The sequence below is a fragment of the Sphingomonas sp. Leaf20 genome (assembly GCF_001421535.1).
In the GTDB taxonomy this organism is placed as follows: domain Bacteria; phylum Pseudomonadota; class Alphaproteobacteria; order Sphingomonadales; family Sphingomonadaceae; genus Sphingomonas.
Window position 1 is genome coordinate 1550393 of record NZ_LMKN01000001.1, and the last position, 18667, is coordinate 1569059.

Annotated in this window: 19 protein-coding genes; 8 read left to right on the plus strand and 11 right to left on the minus strand. The window is 66.6% G+C overall.

Features of this window, described 5'->3' with window-relative positions; genetic code table 11:
• Nucleotides 1-31: 31 nt before the first annotated feature.
• Complete coding sequence (locus ASE72_RS07080) at nucleotides 32-745, minus strand: hypothetical protein (RefSeq protein WP_235532265.1); 714 nt, start codon at nucleotides 743-745, stop codon at nucleotides 32-34.
• A 300-nt stretch (nucleotides 746-1045) separates the two neighbouring features.
• Here ASE72_RS07080 and ASE72_RS07085 point away from each other — a divergent pair, with 300 nt between their 5' ends.
• From ASE72_RS07085 to holA, 4 genes are read left to right on the plus strand one after another with little or no spacing between them, the layout of a single operon-like run.
• Nucleotides 1046-1477 carry a DUF3576 domain-containing protein gene (locus ASE72_RS07085; protein WP_056019170.1) on the plus strand — a complete coding sequence of 144 codons (432 nt, stop codon included), beginning with the start codon at nucleotides 1046-1048 and terminating at the stop codon, nucleotides 1475-1477.
• Between the two features lie 10 nt (nucleotides 1478-1487).
• Nucleotides 1488-4001, plus strand: coding sequence for a leucine--tRNA ligase (gene leuS, locus ASE72_RS07090; RefSeq protein ID WP_056018271.1), 2514 nt, complete (start codon nucleotides 1488-1490; stop codon nucleotides 3999-4001).
• Entirely contained in the window at nucleotides 3998-4540 is a 543-nt protein-coding gene (gene lptE, locus ASE72_RS07095) for an LPS assembly lipoprotein LptE (RefSeq protein ID WP_056018273.1), read from the plus strand. The genes leuS and lptE overlap by 4 nt, the downstream gene beginning before the upstream one ends.
• Complete coding sequence (holA, locus tag ASE72_RS07100; protein ID WP_056018275.1) at nucleotides 4537-5556, plus strand: DNA polymerase III subunit delta; 1020 nt, start codon at nucleotides 4537-4539, stop codon at nucleotides 5554-5556. Before lptE ends, holA begins: the two co-directional genes overlap by 4 nt.
• Nucleotides 5557-5638: 82 nt before the next feature.
• Here the strand turns inward: holA and ASE72_RS07105 are convergent, their stop codons facing one another.
• Genes ASE72_RS07105 through ASE72_RS07130 form a run of 6 tightly spaced genes read right to left on the minus strand, consistent with a single transcriptional unit; the run spans nucleotide 5639 to nucleotide 11378 of the window.
• The gene (locus tag ASE72_RS07105; protein WP_056018278.1) at nucleotides 5639-6550 is read right to left on the minus strand and encodes a ParB/RepB/Spo0J family partition protein; all 912 of its coding nucleotides are present in this window, start codon (nucleotides 6548-6550) and stop codon (nucleotides 5639-5641) included.
• Nucleotides 6551-6560: 10 nt separating this feature from the next.
• Complete coding sequence (locus tag ASE72_RS07110) at nucleotides 6561-7343, minus strand: ParA family protein (RefSeq protein WP_056018280.1); 783 nt, start codon at nucleotides 7341-7343, stop codon at nucleotides 6561-6563.
• Nucleotides 7340-7960, minus strand: a complete 621-nt coding sequence (locus ASE72_RS07115) for a 16S rRNA (guanine(527)-N(7))-methyltransferase RsmG (protein WP_056018282.1) — start codon at nucleotides 7958-7960, stop codon at nucleotides 7340-7342. Before ASE72_RS07115 ends, ASE72_RS07110 begins: the two co-directional genes overlap by 4 nt.
• Nucleotides 7957-9792 carry a tRNA uridine-5-carboxymethylaminomethyl(34) synthesis enzyme MnmG gene (gene mnmG, locus ASE72_RS07120; protein ID WP_056018284.1) on the minus strand — a complete coding sequence of 612 codons (1836 nt, stop codon included), beginning with the start codon at nucleotides 9790-9792 and terminating at the stop codon, nucleotides 7957-7959. Before mnmG ends, ASE72_RS07115 begins: the two co-directional genes overlap by 4 nt.
• Nucleotides 9793-9846: 54 nt before the next feature.
• On the minus strand, nucleotides 9847-11124 hold the full coding sequence (gene mnmE, locus ASE72_RS07125; RefSeq protein ID WP_056018286.1) for a tRNA uridine-5-carboxymethylaminomethyl(34) synthesis GTPase MnmE: 1278 nt from the start codon (nucleotides 11122-11124) through the stop codon (nucleotides 9847-9849).
• Between the two features lie 8 nt (nucleotides 11125-11132).
• On the minus strand, nucleotides 11133-11378 hold the full coding sequence (locus tag ASE72_RS07130) for a DUF6489 family protein (protein WP_056019173.1): 246 nt from the start codon (nucleotides 11376-11378) through the stop codon (nucleotides 11133-11135).
• On the opposite strand from ASE72_RS07130, the gene ASE72_RS07135 reads away from it, so the two are divergent.
• Together ASE72_RS07135 and ASE72_RS07140 are read left to right on the plus strand one after the other, a co-directional pair.
• Nucleotides 11379-11912: a methylated-DNA--[protein]-cysteine S-methyltransferase gene (locus ASE72_RS07135; RefSeq protein WP_235532266.1), complete on the plus strand. Its 534-nt coding sequence runs from the start codon at nucleotides 11379-11381 to the stop codon at nucleotides 11910-11912.
• A complete protein-coding gene (locus ASE72_RS07140; RefSeq protein WP_056018288.1) occupies nucleotides 11909-12610 on the plus strand; it encodes a dienelactone hydrolase family protein in 702 nt (233 codons plus the stop codon). Before ASE72_RS07135 ends, ASE72_RS07140 begins: the two co-directional genes overlap by 4 nt.
• 236 nt (nucleotides 12611-12846) lie before the next feature.
• On the opposite strand, the gene ASE72_RS07145 is transcribed toward ASE72_RS07140, so the two are convergent.
• From ASE72_RS07145 to hemE, 4 genes are all read right to left on the minus strand, one after another.
• Nucleotides 12847-13566: a TerC family protein gene (locus ASE72_RS07145; protein WP_200916204.1), complete on the minus strand. Its 720-nt coding sequence runs from the start codon at nucleotides 13564-13566 to the stop codon at nucleotides 12847-12849.
• 230 nt (nucleotides 13567-13796) lie between these two features.
• Entirely contained in the window at nucleotides 13797-15053 is a 1257-nt protein-coding gene (rho, locus tag ASE72_RS07150; RefSeq protein WP_031395107.1) for a transcription termination factor Rho, read from the minus strand.
• A gap of 273 nt (nucleotides 15054-15326) precedes the next feature.
• Nucleotides 15327-15788, minus strand: a complete 462-nt coding sequence (locus tag ASE72_RS07155; protein WP_056018290.1) for a CopD family protein — start codon at nucleotides 15786-15788, stop codon at nucleotides 15327-15329.
• Nucleotides 15785-16813, minus strand: a complete 1029-nt coding sequence (gene hemE, locus ASE72_RS07160; protein WP_268795888.1) for a uroporphyrinogen decarboxylase — start codon at nucleotides 16811-16813, stop codon at nucleotides 15785-15787. Before hemE ends, ASE72_RS07155 begins: the two co-directional genes overlap by 4 nt.
• Nucleotides 16814-17162: 349 nt before the next feature.
• On the opposite strand from hemE, the gene ASE72_RS07165 reads away from it, so the two are divergent.
• The gene (locus ASE72_RS07165) at nucleotides 17163-17981 is read left to right on the plus strand and encodes a pyruvate, water dikinase regulatory protein (protein WP_056018294.1); all 819 of its coding nucleotides are present in this window, start codon (nucleotides 17163-17165) and stop codon (nucleotides 17979-17981) included.
• On the plus strand, nucleotides 17978-18568 hold the full coding sequence (locus tag ASE72_RS07170; protein ID WP_082445829.1) for a Maf family protein: 591 nt from the start codon (nucleotides 17978-17980) through the stop codon (nucleotides 18566-18568). The genes ASE72_RS07165 and ASE72_RS07170 overlap by 4 nt, the downstream gene beginning before the upstream one ends.
• Nucleotides 18569-18667 lie beyond the last annotated feature (99 nt).

An 18667-nucleotide genomic window follows, 5' to 3' on the forward strand; every position in this document is an offset into this window, starting at 1 on the left:
ATAGGACGCTCTGCCCGTGACGGGCACGCGTTCAGAAGCGGAACGCGGTACCGAGGTAAACCGCCTGGCTGTCACGGCGGTCGTCGTCGAGACGCACGAACCGCTCACGATCCGACCGATAGCGAACACCGGCGGTGACATCGATGTTGCGCGTCAGCGAATAGGATCCGCCCAGATCGACCGAATAGCTCGGCATGTCCTCTACGAGCCGCGGCGTGTTCGCCATCGGCCGGTCGGCCGCGGCCTTCACGCTGCCGGTGAAGCGCTTGCCGGCATAGCTGACCGCAAGATCGGCCGAACTGCGGCTGCCCGGCATGCCCGCCAGATCGATCTTTGCAAGATCACCCGAAACCGCGAACCGCTTCCACCCGACCGACATGCCAAGATTATACGCGATCGGCGCGAGCCCGACGGTCGGCGCGCTGCTGGTCGCGAGATGCGTGGTATCGATACCGCGGTTCGTCTGCGCGCGTACCGCGACGGTTACCGCACGGTTGTCGCGGCGAGTCTCGGCTGGCGTGAACCGGAAGCTGCCGGCATCGAAGCCGCCACGCGCGAACAGGGCAGCGAGCCGCGGATCGGCCGCCGATGGCGTGAACGACCCCGTCCCGCGAACCGCGAGCGGCGGACGCTTGGCGATCCGGACCTGCTGTTCGGACGCGCCGAACGCGGGCGCGACGAAAGCCGCGGCGGTCGCAACCACCCCAGCAAGCATCCCGACCATCACGCGTTTGGCGACCAACACCACGACTCCCTGCGAATATTTTATAGATGACCCTTTACGAGTCTTTCGCTGAACGGCGCCTAACACGGTTTGATCCCCGTCAGCCATCCACACCCGGCAATTCTCCGCAGGTGTTGCATTAGGCACACAGCCGCACGCGCCCGGCCCGATCGGCCACGCCGCCTTCCCCCTAGCCAATGCGCGCTCCGAACGCGCGCAGACATCAGGACGCACGACGACCGGGATCGTCCGCGGCGATCCTTGCGGGTCGGGGGTCGCCCCTGTAGAGGCTGGACACATTTTATTGCCAGGATGATGCCGATGTTCCGCCCGCGTACCGCCCTCGTGGTTCTCGCCGCTCTGCCGCTGGTCGCGTGCGGCGGCGGCAGCGCCCGTCCCAAGGCCGATCTGGCCGCCTCCAAGATCACCACGATCGGCGTCAACAGCTATCTCTGGCGCGCGTCGCTCGACACGCTCAGCTTCATGCCGCTGCTCCAGACCGACTCGAACGGCGGCGTCATCGTCACCGACTGGTACGTCAATCCGCAGACCCCGTCCGAGCGGATGAAGGTAACGGTATCAATTCTCGACCAGGATCTGCGCGCGGATGCGCTGCGGATCGCCGCGCTGCGCGAGATCAACCGCAACGGCCAGTGGGTGTCCGCGCCCGTGCAGGCTGCGACCACGCAGAAGCTCGAGGACATCATCCTGACCAAGGCCCGCGACCTGCGTCGCGCCTCGATCGCGGGCTGAGGACGACATCATGGCGTCGCGTTTCAATGCGTTGAAGGCGGACGCGGCGTGGCAGAGGGTCTGGGACGAACGCAACACGTTCGCCGCCGACGATTCTTCGACCAAGCCGCGCTCGTACGTGCTCGAGATGTTCCCCTATCCGTCGGGGCGCATCCATATGGGGCACGTCCGGAACTACACGATGGGCGACGTGCTGGCGCGGTTCCGTCGGATGAAGGGCATGGAAGTGCTCCATCCGATGGGCTGGGACGCGTTCGGCATGCCCGCCGAGAATGCGGCGATGGAAAAGGGCGTGCATCCGGGCAACTGGACGCGCGCCAACATCGCGACGATGAAGGCGCAGCTGAAGCGGCTGGGCTTCGCGCTCGACTGGACGCGCGAACTGGCGACGTGCGAGCCCGACTATTACGGGCATGAGCAGGCGCTGTTCCTCGACCTGTTCGCGGCGGGGCTGGTCTATCGCAAGGAATCGGCGGTCAACTGGGATCCGGTCGACATGACCGTGCTCGCCAACGAGCAGGTGATCGACGGGCGCGGCTGGCGATCGGGCGCGCTGGTCGAACGGCGCAAGCTGTCGCAGTGGTTCCTCAAGATCACCGACTTCGCCGACGAACTGGTCGACGGGCTCGGCGCGCTCGAGCATTGGCCCGACAAGGTCAAGCTGATGCAGGAGAACTGGATCGGCCGCAGCCAGGGGTTGCAGTTCAAGTTCGCGCTCGCGGGCAATGCGACCGGCATCGACTCGGTCGAGGTGTTCACGACTCGCCCCGATACGATGTTCGGGTCGAGCTTCGTCGCGGTCGCCGCGGATCATCCGATCGCGCGTGCCGTCGCCGAGACGAACTCCGATGCGGCTGCGTTCATCGAACTCTGCAAGCGTGGCGGGACCACCGCCGCCGAGCTCGATACGCAGGAGAAGCTGGGCTTCGACACCGGGATCCGTGCGACGCATCCGCTTGATAAGACGTGGGAACTCCCCGTCTACATCGCGAACTTCGTGCTGATGGAATATGGCACGGGCGCGGTGTTCGGCGTGCCCGCGCATGATCAGCGAGATCTCGATTTCGCGCGCAAATACGATCTGCCGGTCAAGCGCGTCGTCTCCGAAGGCGATGACGAGGCGCCTGTGTTCGTCGGCGACACCGCCTGGACGGGCGCCGGCACCATCGTGAACTCGCACTTCCTCGACGGCATGGACATCGAGGACGCCAAGCGCACCGTGATCGAGCGCGCCGAGGGCGAAGGCTGGGGCAAGGGCACGACCGTGTTCCGCCTGCGCGACTGGGGCGTCAGCCGCCAGCGGTATTGGGGCACGCCGATCCCGATCATCCACTGCGACGCCTGCGGCGCGGTGCCGGTGCCCAAGGACCAGCTGCCGATCGTGCTGCCCGAGGACGTCAGCTTCGACATCCCCGGCAACCCGCTCGATCGCCACCCGACGTGGAAGCACGTCCCCTGCCCCAGCTGCGGCGGAAATGCGCGGCGCGAGACCGACACGCTCGACACGTTCGTCGATTCGTCGTGGTATTTCATCCGCTTCGCCAGCCAGCCGGACGCCAAGCCGTTCGATCGGTCGGGCGCGGAGAAGTGGCTGCCGGTCAACCAGTATATCGGCGGCGTCGAGCATGCGATCCTGCATCTGCTCTACGCGCGCTTCTGGACGCGCGCGCTGAAACATATCGGCATGCTCGACATCGCCGAGCCGTTTGCCGGGCTGTTCACGCAGGGCATGGTCACGCACGAGACGTACAAGTCCGCGGACGGGCGCTGGCTCGGCCCCGACGACGTGCGCGACGGCATCGAGATCGCGACGGGTGATGCGATCACCGTCGGTCGCGTCGAGAAGATGTCGAAGTCGAAGAAGAACACCGTCGATCCCGAGCCTATCGTCGACCAGTATGGCGCCGACGCGGTGCGCTGGTTCGTGCTTTCCGACTCGCCGCCCGAGCGCGATCTGCCCTGGAGCGAATCGGGCATCGAAGGCGCGTGGCGGTTCGTCCAGCGTCTCTGGCGTCTGATCGAAGCCGACGATGCCGCCAAGGCCGAGGGCGACGACATCGCGCTGCGCAAGCTGTGCCACCGCACGACAGTCGGTATCGAAAGCGATATTAACGCCTTGCAGTTCAACAAGGCGGTCGCGCGGCTCTACTCCTTGTGCAGCGCGATCGAGAAGGCACCGCCCTCCGCCGACCGCGAACAGGCGATCCGCACGTTGCTGCTGCTCGTCAGCCCGATGGTGCCGCACGTTGCCGAGGAAGCCTGGGCAACCGCGGGCAACGACGGCCTGATCGCCGACGCCGCGTGGCCCGCGGTCGATCCGGCGCTGCTCGTCGATGACGAGGTCACCATTGCGGTGCAGGTCAACGGCAAGCTGCGCGACACGTTGGTGTTCCCCAAGGGCGCGCCGAAGGACGAGGTCGAAGCCGCTGCGCTTGCCTCGGAGAAGATCGTCCGCCTGCTCGAGGGCAAGCCGCCCCGGAAAGTGATCGTCGTGCCCGACCGTCTCGTGAACATCGTCGCATGACACGGCTGCGTATCCTCGCCGGTGCGCTGATGCTGCCCGTCACGCTCGCCGGCTGCGGTCTGCAGCCCTTGTATTCGGGCGGCAGCACGGGCGCGGTCGCAGGCGCGCTCGGACAGGTCGAGATTGCGCCGATCGAGGGCAAGGCGGGTTGGCTAATGGCAACCGCGCTCCGCGACCGCATGCCGTCGAACGGGAGCGCGCCGCTGTACCGCGTCGACATTCGGCTCGACGACCAGATCAGTGGTCTGGGCGTGCGGCGCGACGACAGCGTCTCGCGCGAACGCCGTGTCCTGCGTGCACGCTATCAGCTCGTCCGCATCGGCGACGGATCGGTGCTGCTCGACGCGACCGCGGGGTCCGACGCCGGCATCGACGTCGTTCGATCCGAATATGCGACGATTGCCGCAGAGAACACCGCACTCGAACGGCTGTCGGCGATCGTCGCAGACCAGATCGTTGCGCGTATTGCGCTCTATGCCCGGCGAACCCCGGCGAGCCGTGCCGTGATCGATCCGCCCGCGACCAGCCCGACGCCGTGAAGGCCAGCGCTGCCCAGATCCGCGCGGCGCTGGCCAAACCCGGCCCCGATATCCGTCTCTATCTGCTCCACGGCCCGGACGAGGCTGGCGCCGCCGATCTGGCCAGGACGCTCGGCAAGGCGATGGGTCCCGACGCCGAACGCGTCGATCTCGACGGCGCGCAGTTGAAGGGCGATCCGTCACGGCTCGCGGATGAGGCTGCGGCGATGTCGCTGTTCGCCACCGCGCGGCACGTCCGCGTGACGACCGCAGGCGAGGAGAGCTTGGAGGCCTTCACGACGCTGTTGAACGCCGATCGCGCGGGCAACCCCGTCGTGGCGATCGCACCATCGGTCAAGACGAGCGCGAAGATCGTCAAGCTCGCGCTCGAATCGCCGCGCGCGATGGCGTTTGCCTGCTACGCACCGACTGCGGCCGACGCCGAACGCCTCGCCGCCACGATGGCGGGCGATCAGGGGCTGCGCCTGGCAGGCGGCGTCGCGCGGCGGCTTGTCGAGACGACGGGCGGCGACCGCGCCGTGATGGCACGCGAGATCGACAAGCTCGCGCTGTATCTCGATGCCAGCGCCGAGCGGCCACAGGATCTCGAGCACGCCGCGCTGGACGCGGTGGGCGCCGACCTCGGCGATGCGGAAATGACGCGCGCGATCGACGCGGTGATCGAAGGCCGCGTCGCCGATCTCGGGACCGAACTCGCGTTGCTCCAACAGGCGGGCACGTCGCCGATCCCGTGGCTGCGCCAGCTCGTCCGCCGGCTCGTGACGCTGGCCGACATGCGCGGGGAGATCGATCGTGGCGAGGCGGTCGATGTCGTGATGAAGCGCCACCGCGTCTTTTTTCGCGAGGAGGCCCAGACCGCCAAGTCACTGCGGCGCTGGTCGCCGACGATGCTGTCCACGGCGATCGCACGCGTCCGAGCTGCCGAGCGCGCGATCATGGCTTCGGGTAATGCGGGCAGTGTCGTCGCCGAAGCTGCGGTCGTGGCCTTGTCACAGGCGATCGCCCGCCGGAATTGACGCCGAGGCCATCGGCCTCACTTCAGGTCGACGTCGGTGCCGATCAATTAAGGAGAGCCGACGCCGACGCCGACGCCGACCGTCAGATCGCGCCGCCCGTCAGCCGCTGGCAGACCATGTCGAGCTGATCGAGCGTCGAATAGCTGAGCGTCAGCGTCCCACCCGTCTCGCTATGCGCGACACGGACTTGCAGGCCTAGGAGGTCGGCGAGTTGCCGCTCGAGTGCCGCGATATCCGCATCGGGTATCCGTGCGTCCGCCGGCGGGGTCGCAGCGCGCCCGCCCGACCGCGATCGTCCCGGCTTCGCATCGCGCGCCAGCTTCTCGGTCTCGCGGACCGACAGACCCCGTTCGACCACCTGATCGGCGAGCGTCTCGACGTCGGGCGACCCCAGCAATGCGCGCGCATGGCCCATCGACAGCGACCCGTCGACGACCTGCGCCTGGACCTGCGCCGGCAGTTCGAGCAGTCGGAGCAGGTTCGCGACGTGACTGCGCGACTTGTGGACGATCCGCGCGAGCACTTCCTGCGTATGGCCATATTCGCCGGCGAGCCGCTGATAGGCCTGCGCCTCTTCGATCGCGTTCAGATCCTCGCGCTGGATGTTCTCGATCAGCGCGATCTCGAGCGTTTCCGCATCATCGAAGTCGCGGACGACGACCGGCACCTCATGGAGGCGCGCGCGTTGCGCCGCCCGCCAGCGACGCTCGCCCGCGACGATCTGATAATCATGGCCGTGTGGGCGAACGACGATCGGCTGGATCAGACCGCGCGCGGCGATCGATGCGGCGAGTTCGTTGAGCATCGCCTCGTCGAAATGCCGGCGCGGCTGGTCCGGATGCGGCGACAGCGAGCTCACCGGCAACATGCGCACACCCGATTGCGTCGGCGTCTCGCCGCCGGCATTGACCGGCGCCTCTCGCGCCATCTCGCCAAGCAGCGCGTTCAGACCGCGTCCCAGACCGGGGCGGCCGCGCTTCGTACCTTCACTCATAGCAACACCCTCACGCGGCCGCCTGTGCCGCCACGGGAAGGCGACCGATCATTTCTCGGGCAAGCGCTATATAGGCCTGCGACCCGCTGCACCGGTGGTCATAGATCAGCGCGGGCAGCCCATGGCTGGGCGCTTCCGACAACCGGACGTTGCGCGGGATCACCGTTTCGAACACGACCTTGCCAAGGACCGCACGCACATCCGCCGACACCTGATCGGTCAGCCGGTTTCGACGATCATACATCGTCAGCGCGACCCCCAGGATCGACAGGCCCGGATTGAAGCGCTGGCGGATCCGCTCGACCGTGCTGAGCAGCTGCGACAGCCCCTCGAGCGCGAAGAACTCGCACTGCAGCGGCACGAGCAGCGAGTCCGCCGCAACCATCGCGTTGATCGTCAGCAAGCCCAGCGACGGCGGACAGTCGATCAGCGCGATATCCCAATGCCCCGTCGCAGCCTGCATCGCCCGGTCGAGCCGGTGCGTGCGTGCCTCGAATTCGACGAGTTCAATCTCAGCGCCGGAAAGATCGACGGTTGCCGGGATCACATCGAGGCGCGGCACGCGGCTCTGGACGACCGCCTGATCGATCGTCGCCTCGCCGACGAGCACGTCGTAGCTCGACTTGATCCGCTGCGACTGGCCGATGCCGAGCCCCGTCGAGGCATTGCCCTGCGGATCAAGATCCACGAGCAGGACGCGCATACCCGTCGCCGCGAGCGCGGTGGCGAGATTGATCGCACTGGTGGTCTTGCCCACCCCGCCCTTTTGATTGGCTACGGCGATCGTGATCACCGCTTTTGCACCTGTGTCAGAACCACGATCGACGACTCCGCATTCGTGACACTGTGTTCCACGTGGAACATAAACCGCCACTGTTGCCGCAATGCGGTGATCTCGGCCTCATCAAGACGTCCCCGAGGCAAGAGCCACCGCGTCTCGGTTGTGGCGCAGTGTGCCGCGCCGCGCAAAAGGTTTTCCAGTGATGCAACGGCGCGCGCCGATATGATGGACGCCTTCACGCTGACCGACTCCACCTTGGCAGCGTGAACGGCAACCTGCCCGCCCAGCCCCAGCCGGGCAACGCAGAGGCTGAGAAAATCGGCCCGGCGCCGTCGCGGTTCGACCAGATCGACGGGGCCGCCGCGCACCAGCGCGACGACCATGCCGGGGAAGCCGCCGCCGGTGCCGATATCGAGCCAGCGTCCGGCGTCGGACGCCTCGCCTGCAAGTGCGACCAGCTGGAGCGAATCGACCACATGCCGCTCCCAGATCGTCGGGATCGTCGAGGGCGCGATCAGGTTCTGATGCTCCGTTTCCGCCACGACCATCTCGACAAACGCGGACACCCGATCCGTCGCGTCGGCACCAAAGCGGTCGCTCGCCCATGTCTTCGCGTCGTCTTCGGTCATGCGGCTACTCGTTTCGTATGCAACAACACGGCCGACAGCGCTGCGGGGGTGATCCCGCGGACACGCGCCGCAGCCGCCAGCGACGTCGGTCGCGCGACGCTCAACCGATCGATCATCTCGTTCGACAGTCCGGGTATGCGATCATAGGCAAGGTCCTCGGGCAGCCGGATCGCTTCGTCCGCGCGCAGCCGGGCGACTTCCTGCGCCTGGCGTTCGATATACGGCGCGTAGCGTGCATCCTCGAGGACCTCGCCGATCACCGCCGGCGGCATCCCGTCCGCGGCATCGGGCGCGACATGCGACAGCATCACGCCATCGAACCGCAGCCAGTCGAACGCCGTCCGACGTGCGCCATCGCGACCGATCGCAACGCCTTGATCCGCGACATAGGTCGCCGTCCGTTCGCAATTCAGCGCCGAGCGAAACGTCGCACGCTGCTCCGTCAGGGTTTGCTGGTGCACCCGACGCTCCGCTCCGAGACATCCCGCGGCGAGCGCGATCCCGCCAAGACGCGTTTCGGCATTGTCCGCACGCAGTGACAGGCGGAACTCCGCGCGTGCGGTCAACATCCGGTACGGCTCGGTCACGCCCTGCAGCACCAGATCGTCGATCATCACGCCGAGATAGCTCGACGCCCGGTCGAGGATCACCGGTGCGAGGTCGCAGGCGTGCGCCGCCGCATTGAGACCCGCGATGAGCCCCTGCCCCGCCGCTTCCTCATACCCCGTCGTCCCGTTGATCTGCCCCGCACAAAACACGCCCTCGATCGCACCGAGCGCGAGGCGTGTATCGAGCGCGCGTGGGTCGATATGGTCATATTCGACGGCATAGCCGGGCGTCGTCATGACGACGCGCTCGAGCCCCGGAATCGCTGCGAGCATCGCCGCCTGTACATCGGTCGGCAACGACGTCGACAGCCCGTTGGGATAGACGGTCGAGTCATCGAGGCCCTCGGGCTCGAGGAAGATCTGATGCCCGTCACGGTCGCCGAACCGGTGGACCTTGTCCTCGATCGACGGGCAATAGCGCGGGCCTGCCGCTTCGATGGCCCCGGTGAACAGTGGCGAGCGGTCAAAGGCGGCACGGATGATCGCGTGCGTCTTATCCGTCGTCCGCGTGATCGCGCACGCGATCTGCGGGAGCGGCCGCGCGGCGGTCATCGGCGACATCGTCCACGCTTCGACATCGGTCGGCTGTTCGTCGAGCGATGCCCAGTCGATCGTGCGGCCATCGAGCCGGGGCGGCGTCCCGGTCTTCAATCGCGCCATCGGCAGCGCGCGGTCGCGGAGCTGGTCCGCGAGCGGCTTTGCGGCGCGCTCGCCGATCCGCCCGCCCTCTGCGCGATCGTCGCCGCGAAAGATCCGGCCACCGAGAAACGTCCCCGTCGCGAGGACGACCGCACGCGCGGCGACGATCGATCCGTCCGCCAGGACGATACCGGCGACACGATCACCATCGAAACGCAGTGCGACGGCCTCCCCCTCGACCACCGTCAGTCCGGCGGTTGCGGCGAGCATCGTCTGGATTGCACCGGCATAGAGACGCCGGTCGGCCTGGACGCGCGGCCCCTGGACCGCGGCGCCCTTGCTGCGATTGAGCATCCTGTAATGGATCGCGGCGGCATCCGCCGCACGGCCGATCAGCCCGTCAAAGGCATCGACCTCGCGGACCATATGGCCCTTGCCCAAGCCACCGATCGCCGGATTACACGACATCGCACCGATATGACGCGCATCGAATGAGACCAAAGCCGTCCGCGCACCCCGGCGCGCCGCTGCGGCTGCGGCTTCGGTTCCGGCATGGCCTCCGCCAACCACCACTACATCGAACATGCCGCCCTCCTAGGAGCATGCGGCCGGCCGGTCAAAGCTGTTCCACGTGGAACATCATTTGCCGATGCAAAAGCGTCCGAACAGCGCGTCGAGCATTTCCCCGGTCGCATCGAGCCCGAGCACTGCGGCGAGGCTGCTCCGCGCGCGACGCAGATGTTCAGCGACGATCAGAGGGTCAGCAGACGTTTCTCTCAACGTCGCGATCGCTGCGGCGCACTGGCGCCGTTGATGCGCCTTAAGTGCAACGCCGTCGCTGCGCGGGAGCAGGGCATCCGCCCGCCGGTGTAGCTCGTCCCACAGCCGGTCGATCGACGCGGGGTCAGTCTGCGCAATCGCGATCGCCCGCCCCTCCGGCACGACATCACGGCCTGCGAGATCGGCGCGGGCATGCACCCAGACCGCATCGTCCCGCGGCGGCGCGGTGTCGGCAAGCCAGACGAGAATGTCGGCAGTCGTTATCGCCTGCTCCGCGCGCATGACGCCGATCGCCTCGATCGGATCGAGCGTGTCGATCAGTCCGGCGGTATCGGTCAGCACATAGGCGATGCCACCGCGCATCACCGGGACGTCGATCCGATCGCGCGTCGTCCCCGAAATCGACGAGACGATCGCGGCGTCGCGCTCGCCCATCAGGTTGAGCAAGGTCGACTTGCCGCTGTTGGGCGGTCCGCCGATCACCACGCGGATGCCATCCTTGAGCCGCTCGACGGGTGGCGCATCGACCACGCGCGCGATCCTGTCCGCGAGCGCGTCGACCGCCAGCCGGATTGCGTCGAACGCCGCGGCGTCGCTCGCCACGTCGTCCTCGTCGGAGAAGTCGAGCATGGCCTCGATCCGCGCCGAGAGCATCGCAACGTCGTCCATCCAGCCCCGCACGGCCTGGCTCACGCGCCCCTCGGCCGCGTTGATCGCGGCGATACGCTGGCCCTCGGTCTCTGCCTCGAGCAGATCGGCCAGCCCCTCCGCCTCGGTCAGATCGATCCGTCCATTCGTCAGCGCACGCCGCGTGAACTCCCCCGGCTCGGCGGGTCGCAGCCCCGGGACCAGCGACAGCGCCCGCTCGACCGCGGCGATCACCGCGCGGCCGCCGTGACAGTGAAACTCGACCAGATCCTCGCCGGTCGCCGTTCGCGGTCCCGGAAAGACGATCACCAGCGCCCGGTCGAGCAGCGCGCCGTCGGCATCGCGCAGTCCCCGCAAGCTGGCATGACGCGGCGCAGGCAGCCGACCCGCGAGCGTTTCCGCAGCGGTGCACGCAGCAGGCCCCGATATGCGGACGACCGCAATCGCAGCCGGCGGCTGTCCGCTCGACACCGCATAGATCGTCGTCATCGGATCGCTCAGCCGCCGGGCTTGTTCGCGCCATCGAACAGGCGTTTCCAGAACGTCATCCCCGCCTCGTTCATCGGCTGCCAGCTGCGCATCATCGTCTCGATCATCTCGGGTTTGATCTGCCCCTCGCCAAGGCCGGGCATCGCCTCGATCATCATGCTGACATAGCGGTCGTGGATCGGCGTCAGGTCGGGCAACCCGACCGCACGGCGCGCTTCTTCGGGGGTGCATTCGATTTCGATGTTCATCTTCATATGCGGCCCCTCACGATGCTGCTTGAGCCGCTCGTTCGCGCGCGGCATAGCGTATCGATGTATGCGCGGGATACAGCCTCGATCGCAACGCCAATCGGGACGGTCACGGTGCTCGGCACCGCGGACTGGATCACGGCGGTCACGATCGGGCCCGTCGATGCCGCGCCGTCGGCCAGCGACAGCCCCGCCGTGGACGAGGCGCTTCGCCAACTCGCCGCGTATTTCGACGGCACGCTGACGCATTTCGACCTGCCGCTGGCCCCCTCCCCGACCGCGCGCGGCGGAACCTTGCGCGAGGCGATTGTCGCGATCGGCTATGGCGAGACCGCGACCTACGGCACGCTCGCCCGCGCGATCGGGTCGAGCCCGCGTGCGATCGGCCAGGCCTGCGCGCGCAACCCCTTCCCAATTCTCGTCCCCTGCCACCGTGTTCTCGGAGCCGGAGGCGTACTTGGCGCGTATTCTGCCGGCGAAGGCCCGCACACGAAATCCCGGCTGCTCGATCTCGAGCGCCACCAAGGAGTATTGCTATGACGAACACGACGACCATCCCGACGCTTGCGGGTGACGGCGATTTCCACGCCTATCGCGCGGTCCCCGCCGGTACGCCCAAGGCCGCCATCATCGTGATCCAGGAGATCTTCGGCGTGAACGCGGGCATCCGTCGCAAGTGCGATACGCTCGCCGAAGCAGGCTATCTCGCGATCGCGCCCGACCTGTTCTGGCGGCTCGAGCGTGGCATCGAACTCGATCCGGACATCAAGCCCGAATTCGAGCGGGCGCTCGAGCTGATGGGCAAGTTCGATCAGGACAAGGGCATCGCCGATATCGAAGCGACGATCCGCGCTGCGCGCAGCGAACTCGGTGACGGCGCGAAGGTCGGCGCGGTCGGCTATTGCCTCGGCGGACGCCTCGCGTTCATGACCGCGGCGCGGACCGACATCGATGCGAGCGTCGGCTATTACGGTGTCGGGATCGACGGGCTGCTCGGTGAGAAGAACGCGATTGCGCACCCGGTGCTGCTCCACGTGCCCGAGGAGGATCACTTCGTCGACAAGGATGCGCAGGCCGCGATGCATGCCGGGCTCGACGATCACCCCAAGGTCACGATATACGATTATGCGGGCGAGGATCACGGCTTCGCGACCGAGTTCGGCGAGCGCCGGTCGGATGCGTCGGCGAAGCTAGCCGACGAGCGGACGGCCAAGTTCTTCGCCGAGCATCTGGGCTGAGGGGCACCCCCTTCCCCAACCGCCGTCATTCCCGCGAAGGCGGGAATCCATACTGGCTGGCGTCGCTAAGAATCGCCGCCCTTTGAGGATATGGATCCCCGCCTGCGCGGGGATGACGATGATGGGGTCTGTGTCGGGGCAAGCAACGCCCGGAATGACGAGCCCGCGACGGACATAAAAAAGGCCTCGCCGGACGATCCCGGCAAGGCCTTTTCCGTATCCAGACGCTGTGGCGATCAGCCGAGCAGCGAGATGATCCCGAGCGTTTCGCCGGTGCCGACCCAGCCTTCGTAGATCATCTTTACCGCGACCACGAGGATCACCAGCAGGCCGATATAGGCGATCCAGCGATACCGGTTGATGACGCGCGCGATGTAGTTCGCCGCCAGACCCATCATCGCGACCGACAGCAACAGGCCGATCACGAGGATGCCCGGATGCTCGCGCGCCGCGCCCGCAACCGCGAGCACGTTGTCGAGGCTCATCGACACGTCGGCGACCGCGACCGCCCAGGCGGCGCTGGCAAAGCCCTTTGACGACTTGATCCCCGAGCGCTCGTCGCCCTGGATTTCCTCGGAGCCGGCGTTCTGCGCACCCTCGCGGATTTCACGCCAGAACTTCCAGCTGACCCACAGCAGCAGCAGGCCGCCCGCGAAGATCAGCCCGACGATCCCCATCAGCCATGTCACGATCAGCGCGAAGAAGATGCGCAGGACGAGCGCGGCGCCGATGCCGATCAGGATGACCTTCTTGCGCTGGTCGGCGGGAAGCCCCGCGGCGAGCGCGCCGACGACGATCGCATTGTCGCCTGCGAGGACGAGGTCGATCATCAGGACCGATCCGAACGCGGCCAGCGCCTTCGGATCACCAAGGTTGGAGAAGTCGGCGACGATGTGCTGCCATATCTCCAGCGGCGAGCCGGGTCCGGCGACTCCCGATGCGGCGGTGGCCAGCATGGCGATGATACTCAAGATGTCAGCTCCCGGAGACGAGCCACCGCCGGTGCGCGGAGGTGGCGGATTTCATGGTGTTTCATAGCAAAGCGGCACACGAAAGCCATTGCTCTCGCGTGCCGCTTTGGAACTGTTGGTCGGCGCCGCGGCACCGCCGCGTCGTCGGTCGGGGCGCTGCCCCGCCGGCCGAACCGGTGCGAGTCCTGCTGCAGCGTGCAGCAGGCCGCACTCGGTTACTGATTCATCGAATCGAAGAAATTCTCGTTGGTCTTCGAATCCTTCATCTTGTCGAGCAGGAACTCCATCGCGTCGATCGTGCCCATCTGCATCAGGATGCGACGCAGGACCCACATCTTGGAGAGCTTGGCCTTGTCGACCAGCAGCTCTTCCTTGCGCGTGCCCGACTTGCCGACGTCGAGCGCCGGGAAGATGCGCTTGTCCGCGACCTTGCGATCGAGCACGATTTCCGAGTTGCCGGTACCCTTGAACTCCTCGAAAATCACCTCGTCCATGCGGCTGCCCGTGTCGATCAGCGCGGTCGCGATGATCGAGAGCGAGCCGCCCTCCTCGATGTTGCGCGCGGCACCGAAGAAGCGCTTCGGACGCTGCAGCGCGTTCGCATCGACACCGCCGGTCAGGACCTTGCCCGACGACGGCACGACGGTGTTGTAGGCACGACCCAGACGCGTGATCGAGTCGAGCAGGATCACCACGTCCTTCTTGTGCTCGACGAGGCGCTTGGCCTTTTCGATCACCATCTCGGCGACCTGCACGTGGCGCTGCGCGGGTTCGTCGAACGTCGAGCTGACGACCTCGCCCTTCACGCTGCGCTGCATGTCGGTGACTTCCTCGGGGCGCTCGTCGATCAGCAGGACGATCAGGAACACCTCGGGGTGATTGTCGGTGATCGCCTTGGCCATGTTCTGCAACATGACCGTCTTGCCGACGCGCGGCGGTGCGACGATTAGCGTGCGCTGGCCCTTGCCCTGCGGGCTGACGATGTCGATGACACGCGCCGACTTGTCCTTGACGGTCGGGTCGGCGGGATCGAGCGTCAGCTTGCTCTCGGGGTAGAGCGGCGTGAGATTGTCGAAATTGACGCGGTGGCGCACGACGTCGGGATCGTCGAAATTGACCGCCGTGAGCTTCACCAGCGAGAAATAGCGCTCGCCATCCTTAGGCCCGCGGATCTCGCCCTCGACCGTGTCACCGGTGCGCAGGCCGAACTTCCGCACCTGGTTCGGCGAGATATAGATGTCGTCGGGCCCTGCGAGATAGTTGCTCTCGGGCGAGCGCAGGAAGCCGAAACCGTCGGGCAGCACTTCGATCGTGCCGAGCCCCATGATCTGGTCGCCATTGTCCGCCTGCACCTTCAGGATCGCGAACAACAGGTCCTGCTTGCGCAGCGTCGAGGCGCTCTCGACCCCCAGTTCCTCGGCGAGCTGGACCAGCTCGGCAGGCTTCTTTTTCTTCAGGTCTTTGAGATGCATGGGGATTTCCGGATAGCGATCAACGGGAACAGGTTCGGTCTGCGCGTGCGCTGGAAAGCGGAACTGGGCGAGCCGAACAGGCAGGACCACACGACCGGGCAGGACGCCAGGAGGCCGTGCTGGGAATCGGGGTAGAATTGGGGGGGCTGTTAGTCAAGCGGGGACAAGGCGACCGCCATCACCGTCATCCTGGGCTCGACCCAGGATCCAGAGCCACACGCGGTGTCCTCCGCCGCTCTGGATCCTGGATCATGTCCAGGATGACCTAGGGAGTCAGAACGGCTTCACGATCACCAGCACGACGATCAGCGTCACCGCGAGCGCGGGAATCTCGTTGAGCATCCGCAGCTGCTTGCCCGTCAGCGTCGGCTTCCCCGCCGCGAGCTTCTTCGCATAGCCGACCGTCCAGCCATGATAGCCCGTGAGCAGGAACACCAGCAGCAGCTTGAGGTGCAGCCACCCGAGCCCCGGCGCGCCATCCGCCAGCCCGAGGTTCAGCGCCAGCGCGAGTCCGAGCACCCAGACGACGATCATCGCCGGCGTCAGGATGATCTTCCGGATCTTGGCCTCACGCTCGACCCAGCTCGCCGCCTCGGCTGCATTGCCTGCGGCCAGCGCTTCCTGATGATAGACGAGATAGCGCGGCAGCATGAACAGCCCCGCCATCCAGAAGATCACGAAGATCAGGTGCGCGGCCTTCACCCAGTCATAGGACGCCCCGAGAAAACCGCTCATGTCGTGCTCCTGACGCGGGCGATCAGCTGCTCGACATGCGCGATCGGCGTGTCGGGCAGAATGCCGTGGCCCAGATTGAAGACGTGCGGCCGCTCGACGAACGCCGCAAGGATCCGGTCGATCGCCGTATCGAGATCCGCGCCGCCCGCGATCAACGCGAGCGGATCGAGATTGCCCTGCACCGGCATGTCGGCGGGCAGCGACGCATGCGCCCAGACCGGATCGACCGTCTCGTCGAGCCCGATCGCATCGACGCCCGTCTCGCGCGCATAGGTGGGAAGCTTGCCCCCTGCCCCCTTGGGAAAGCCGATCACCGGCACGCCCGGGCAGCGCGCATGGAGGCGCTCGACGATCGACGCGGTCGGCGCGATCACCCAGCGTTCGAACTGCGCGGGGCTGAGGCTGCCCGACCAGCTGTCGAACAGCTGGACCGCATCGACGCCCGCCTCGATCTGCCGGACGAGATATTCAACGGTGTTGTCGGCGATCGCATCGATGATCGCGCCGAACGCTTGCGGGTCGCCATAGGCGAAGCGCCGCGTTTCACCCTGATCCTTGCTGCCCTTGCCCGCCACCATATAGGTCGCGACCGTCCAGGGAGACCCCGCAAAGCCTAGGAACGTCGTCTCGGGCGGCAATGCCCCGGCGACCTTCGCAACGGTGCCGTAGACCGGCTCCAGCCGATCGGGAACGGGCTGCAACCGATCGAGCGCATGATCGACCAGCGCAGGTTCGAGCCGTGGCCCTTCGCCGACCCCGAAGCTCAGATCCTGGCCGAGCGCCCAGGGGATCATCAGGATGTCCGAGAACAGGATCGATCCGTCGAACCCGAACCGACGGATCGGCTGGAGCGTGACCTCGGCTGCGGCGTCGGGATCGGTGGCGAGCGCGAGGAAGCCGCCCTTCTGCGCGCGGAGTTCGCGATATTCGGGGAGATACCGCCCCGCCTGCCGCATGAGCCACAAGGGCGGCGTCGCCTGACGCTCGCCATGTAGCGTCGCCAGCAACGGCTTGACGGTCTGCAGATTGGGGATCGGATCGGTCAGCGGAGCACCCTTCTTCTACTATAAGAAGATTCAAGAAATAGGTTGTTGCAGTGGTTGGGCGGTTGATCGTGGGACTTATGCGGTGTCCCCCGAAATGCCAACAGCTTGACCCCCGGACATCGCCACAAACGCGCTGATTCGATTCAGGTGCCCCCGTTACCCACAGGCTGTGGATGAAAGTTGCTCCTGTGCGCAGGGCTGTGGATAGATAGGTGGTTTTCCACAGCCTTCCGGTCGCTTGGCGGCATCGCCGAGTTACGCTAGCCCTTCTCCCCATGTTATCCACAGATTCACCCCGCCCCTTGCCGACGACCGGGATCAAAGGCCGATGACCAGGCTCCATCTTCACCTCCTGTCGGACTCGACCGGCGAGACGCTCGAGAACATCGCGAAGGCGGCGCTTGCCCAATATGACGACGTCGAAACCGTTCGTCATTTCTGGCCGATGGTCCGCACGGAGGCGCATCTCGAACGCATCCTGCAGGAGATTGCGCAGAACCCTGGGCTGGTGATCTTCACGCTGGTGAACCCCGCGACACGCCGCATTCTCGAACAGCGCTGTCTTGCGCTCGCGCTTCCTGCGGTTGCCCCGCTCGACCCGGTCAACGACGCGCTGTCGGGGCTGCTCGGGCAGCAGGCCAAGGCGCGTCCGGGGCGGCAGCATGTCCTCGACGCTGCCTATTTCGCGCGCGTCGATGCGATCCAGTGGACGATCGCGCATGACGACGGGATCGCATGGGAGGAATGGGAGGAGGCCGATATCGTCCTCGCGGGGGTATCGCGGTCGTCGAAGACGCCGACCTCGATCTATCTCGCCAATCGGGGCTACAAGACCGCGAACATCCCGGTCGTCGTCGAGAGCCCCCCGCCCTCGATCCTCTACACGTTGCGCAATCCGCTGATCGTCGGCCTCACGACGAGCGCCGACCGGCTGATCCAGGTCCGCCGCAACCGGTTGCTGTCGCTGCATCAGGCGCCCGACACCTCCTATGTCGAGGAGGAGGCGGTGATGCGCGAACTCGCTTTTGCGCGCCGGATGTTCGCCGACAATGGCTGGCCGGTCATCGACGTGACCCGGCGGTCGATCGAGGAGACCGCCGCAGCGATCATCGCCCTGTGCAATCAGCGTCGCGTGGACGCCGCATGAGCCTGGTTCTCGCGTCGCAAAGCGCGTCACGCCGCGCGATGCTGTCCGCGGCGGGCGTCGCGTTCGACGCGACCTTTGCCGGCGTCGACGAGGACGCCGCCAAGGTCGCACTCCGCCATCTGGCGCCGCGCGATCTTGTCGATGCGCTGGCGGAGCTGAAGGCGGTCAAGGTCTCGGCCCGGATGCCCGGTCACCTCGTCCTCGGCAGCGATTCGATGGTCGTGCTCGACGATGGGACGATCCTCGACAAGCCCGTCGACCGCACGGATGCGGCGGCGCATCTGCGCGCGATGTCGGGCAAACGCCACGATCTCTGGAGCGCTGCGGTGATCGCCGAGAACGCGCAACCGATCTGGCGCCATGTCGACCGCGCGAAGATGCACGTGCGGCCGCTGTCCGACGCGTTCATCGAGACGTATCTGGACGCGGAATGGCCGGCGATCGCTGGGTGTGTCGGGTGTTACCGGATCGAAGGGCCCGGGGCGCAGTTGTTCACGAGGATCGAGGGGAGCCAGTTCACGGTGCTGGGCATGCCGCTGCTCAATGTCCTCGACTTTCTCCGTGTGCGTGGCGAACTGCCGGCGTAGCCTTTCCCCTTTCTCGCCGCGCCGCACCCACACTTACACCCACACCCACACCCACACCTCCCGCCACGCCCACCCGTCACCCCAGCGAAAGCTGGGGTA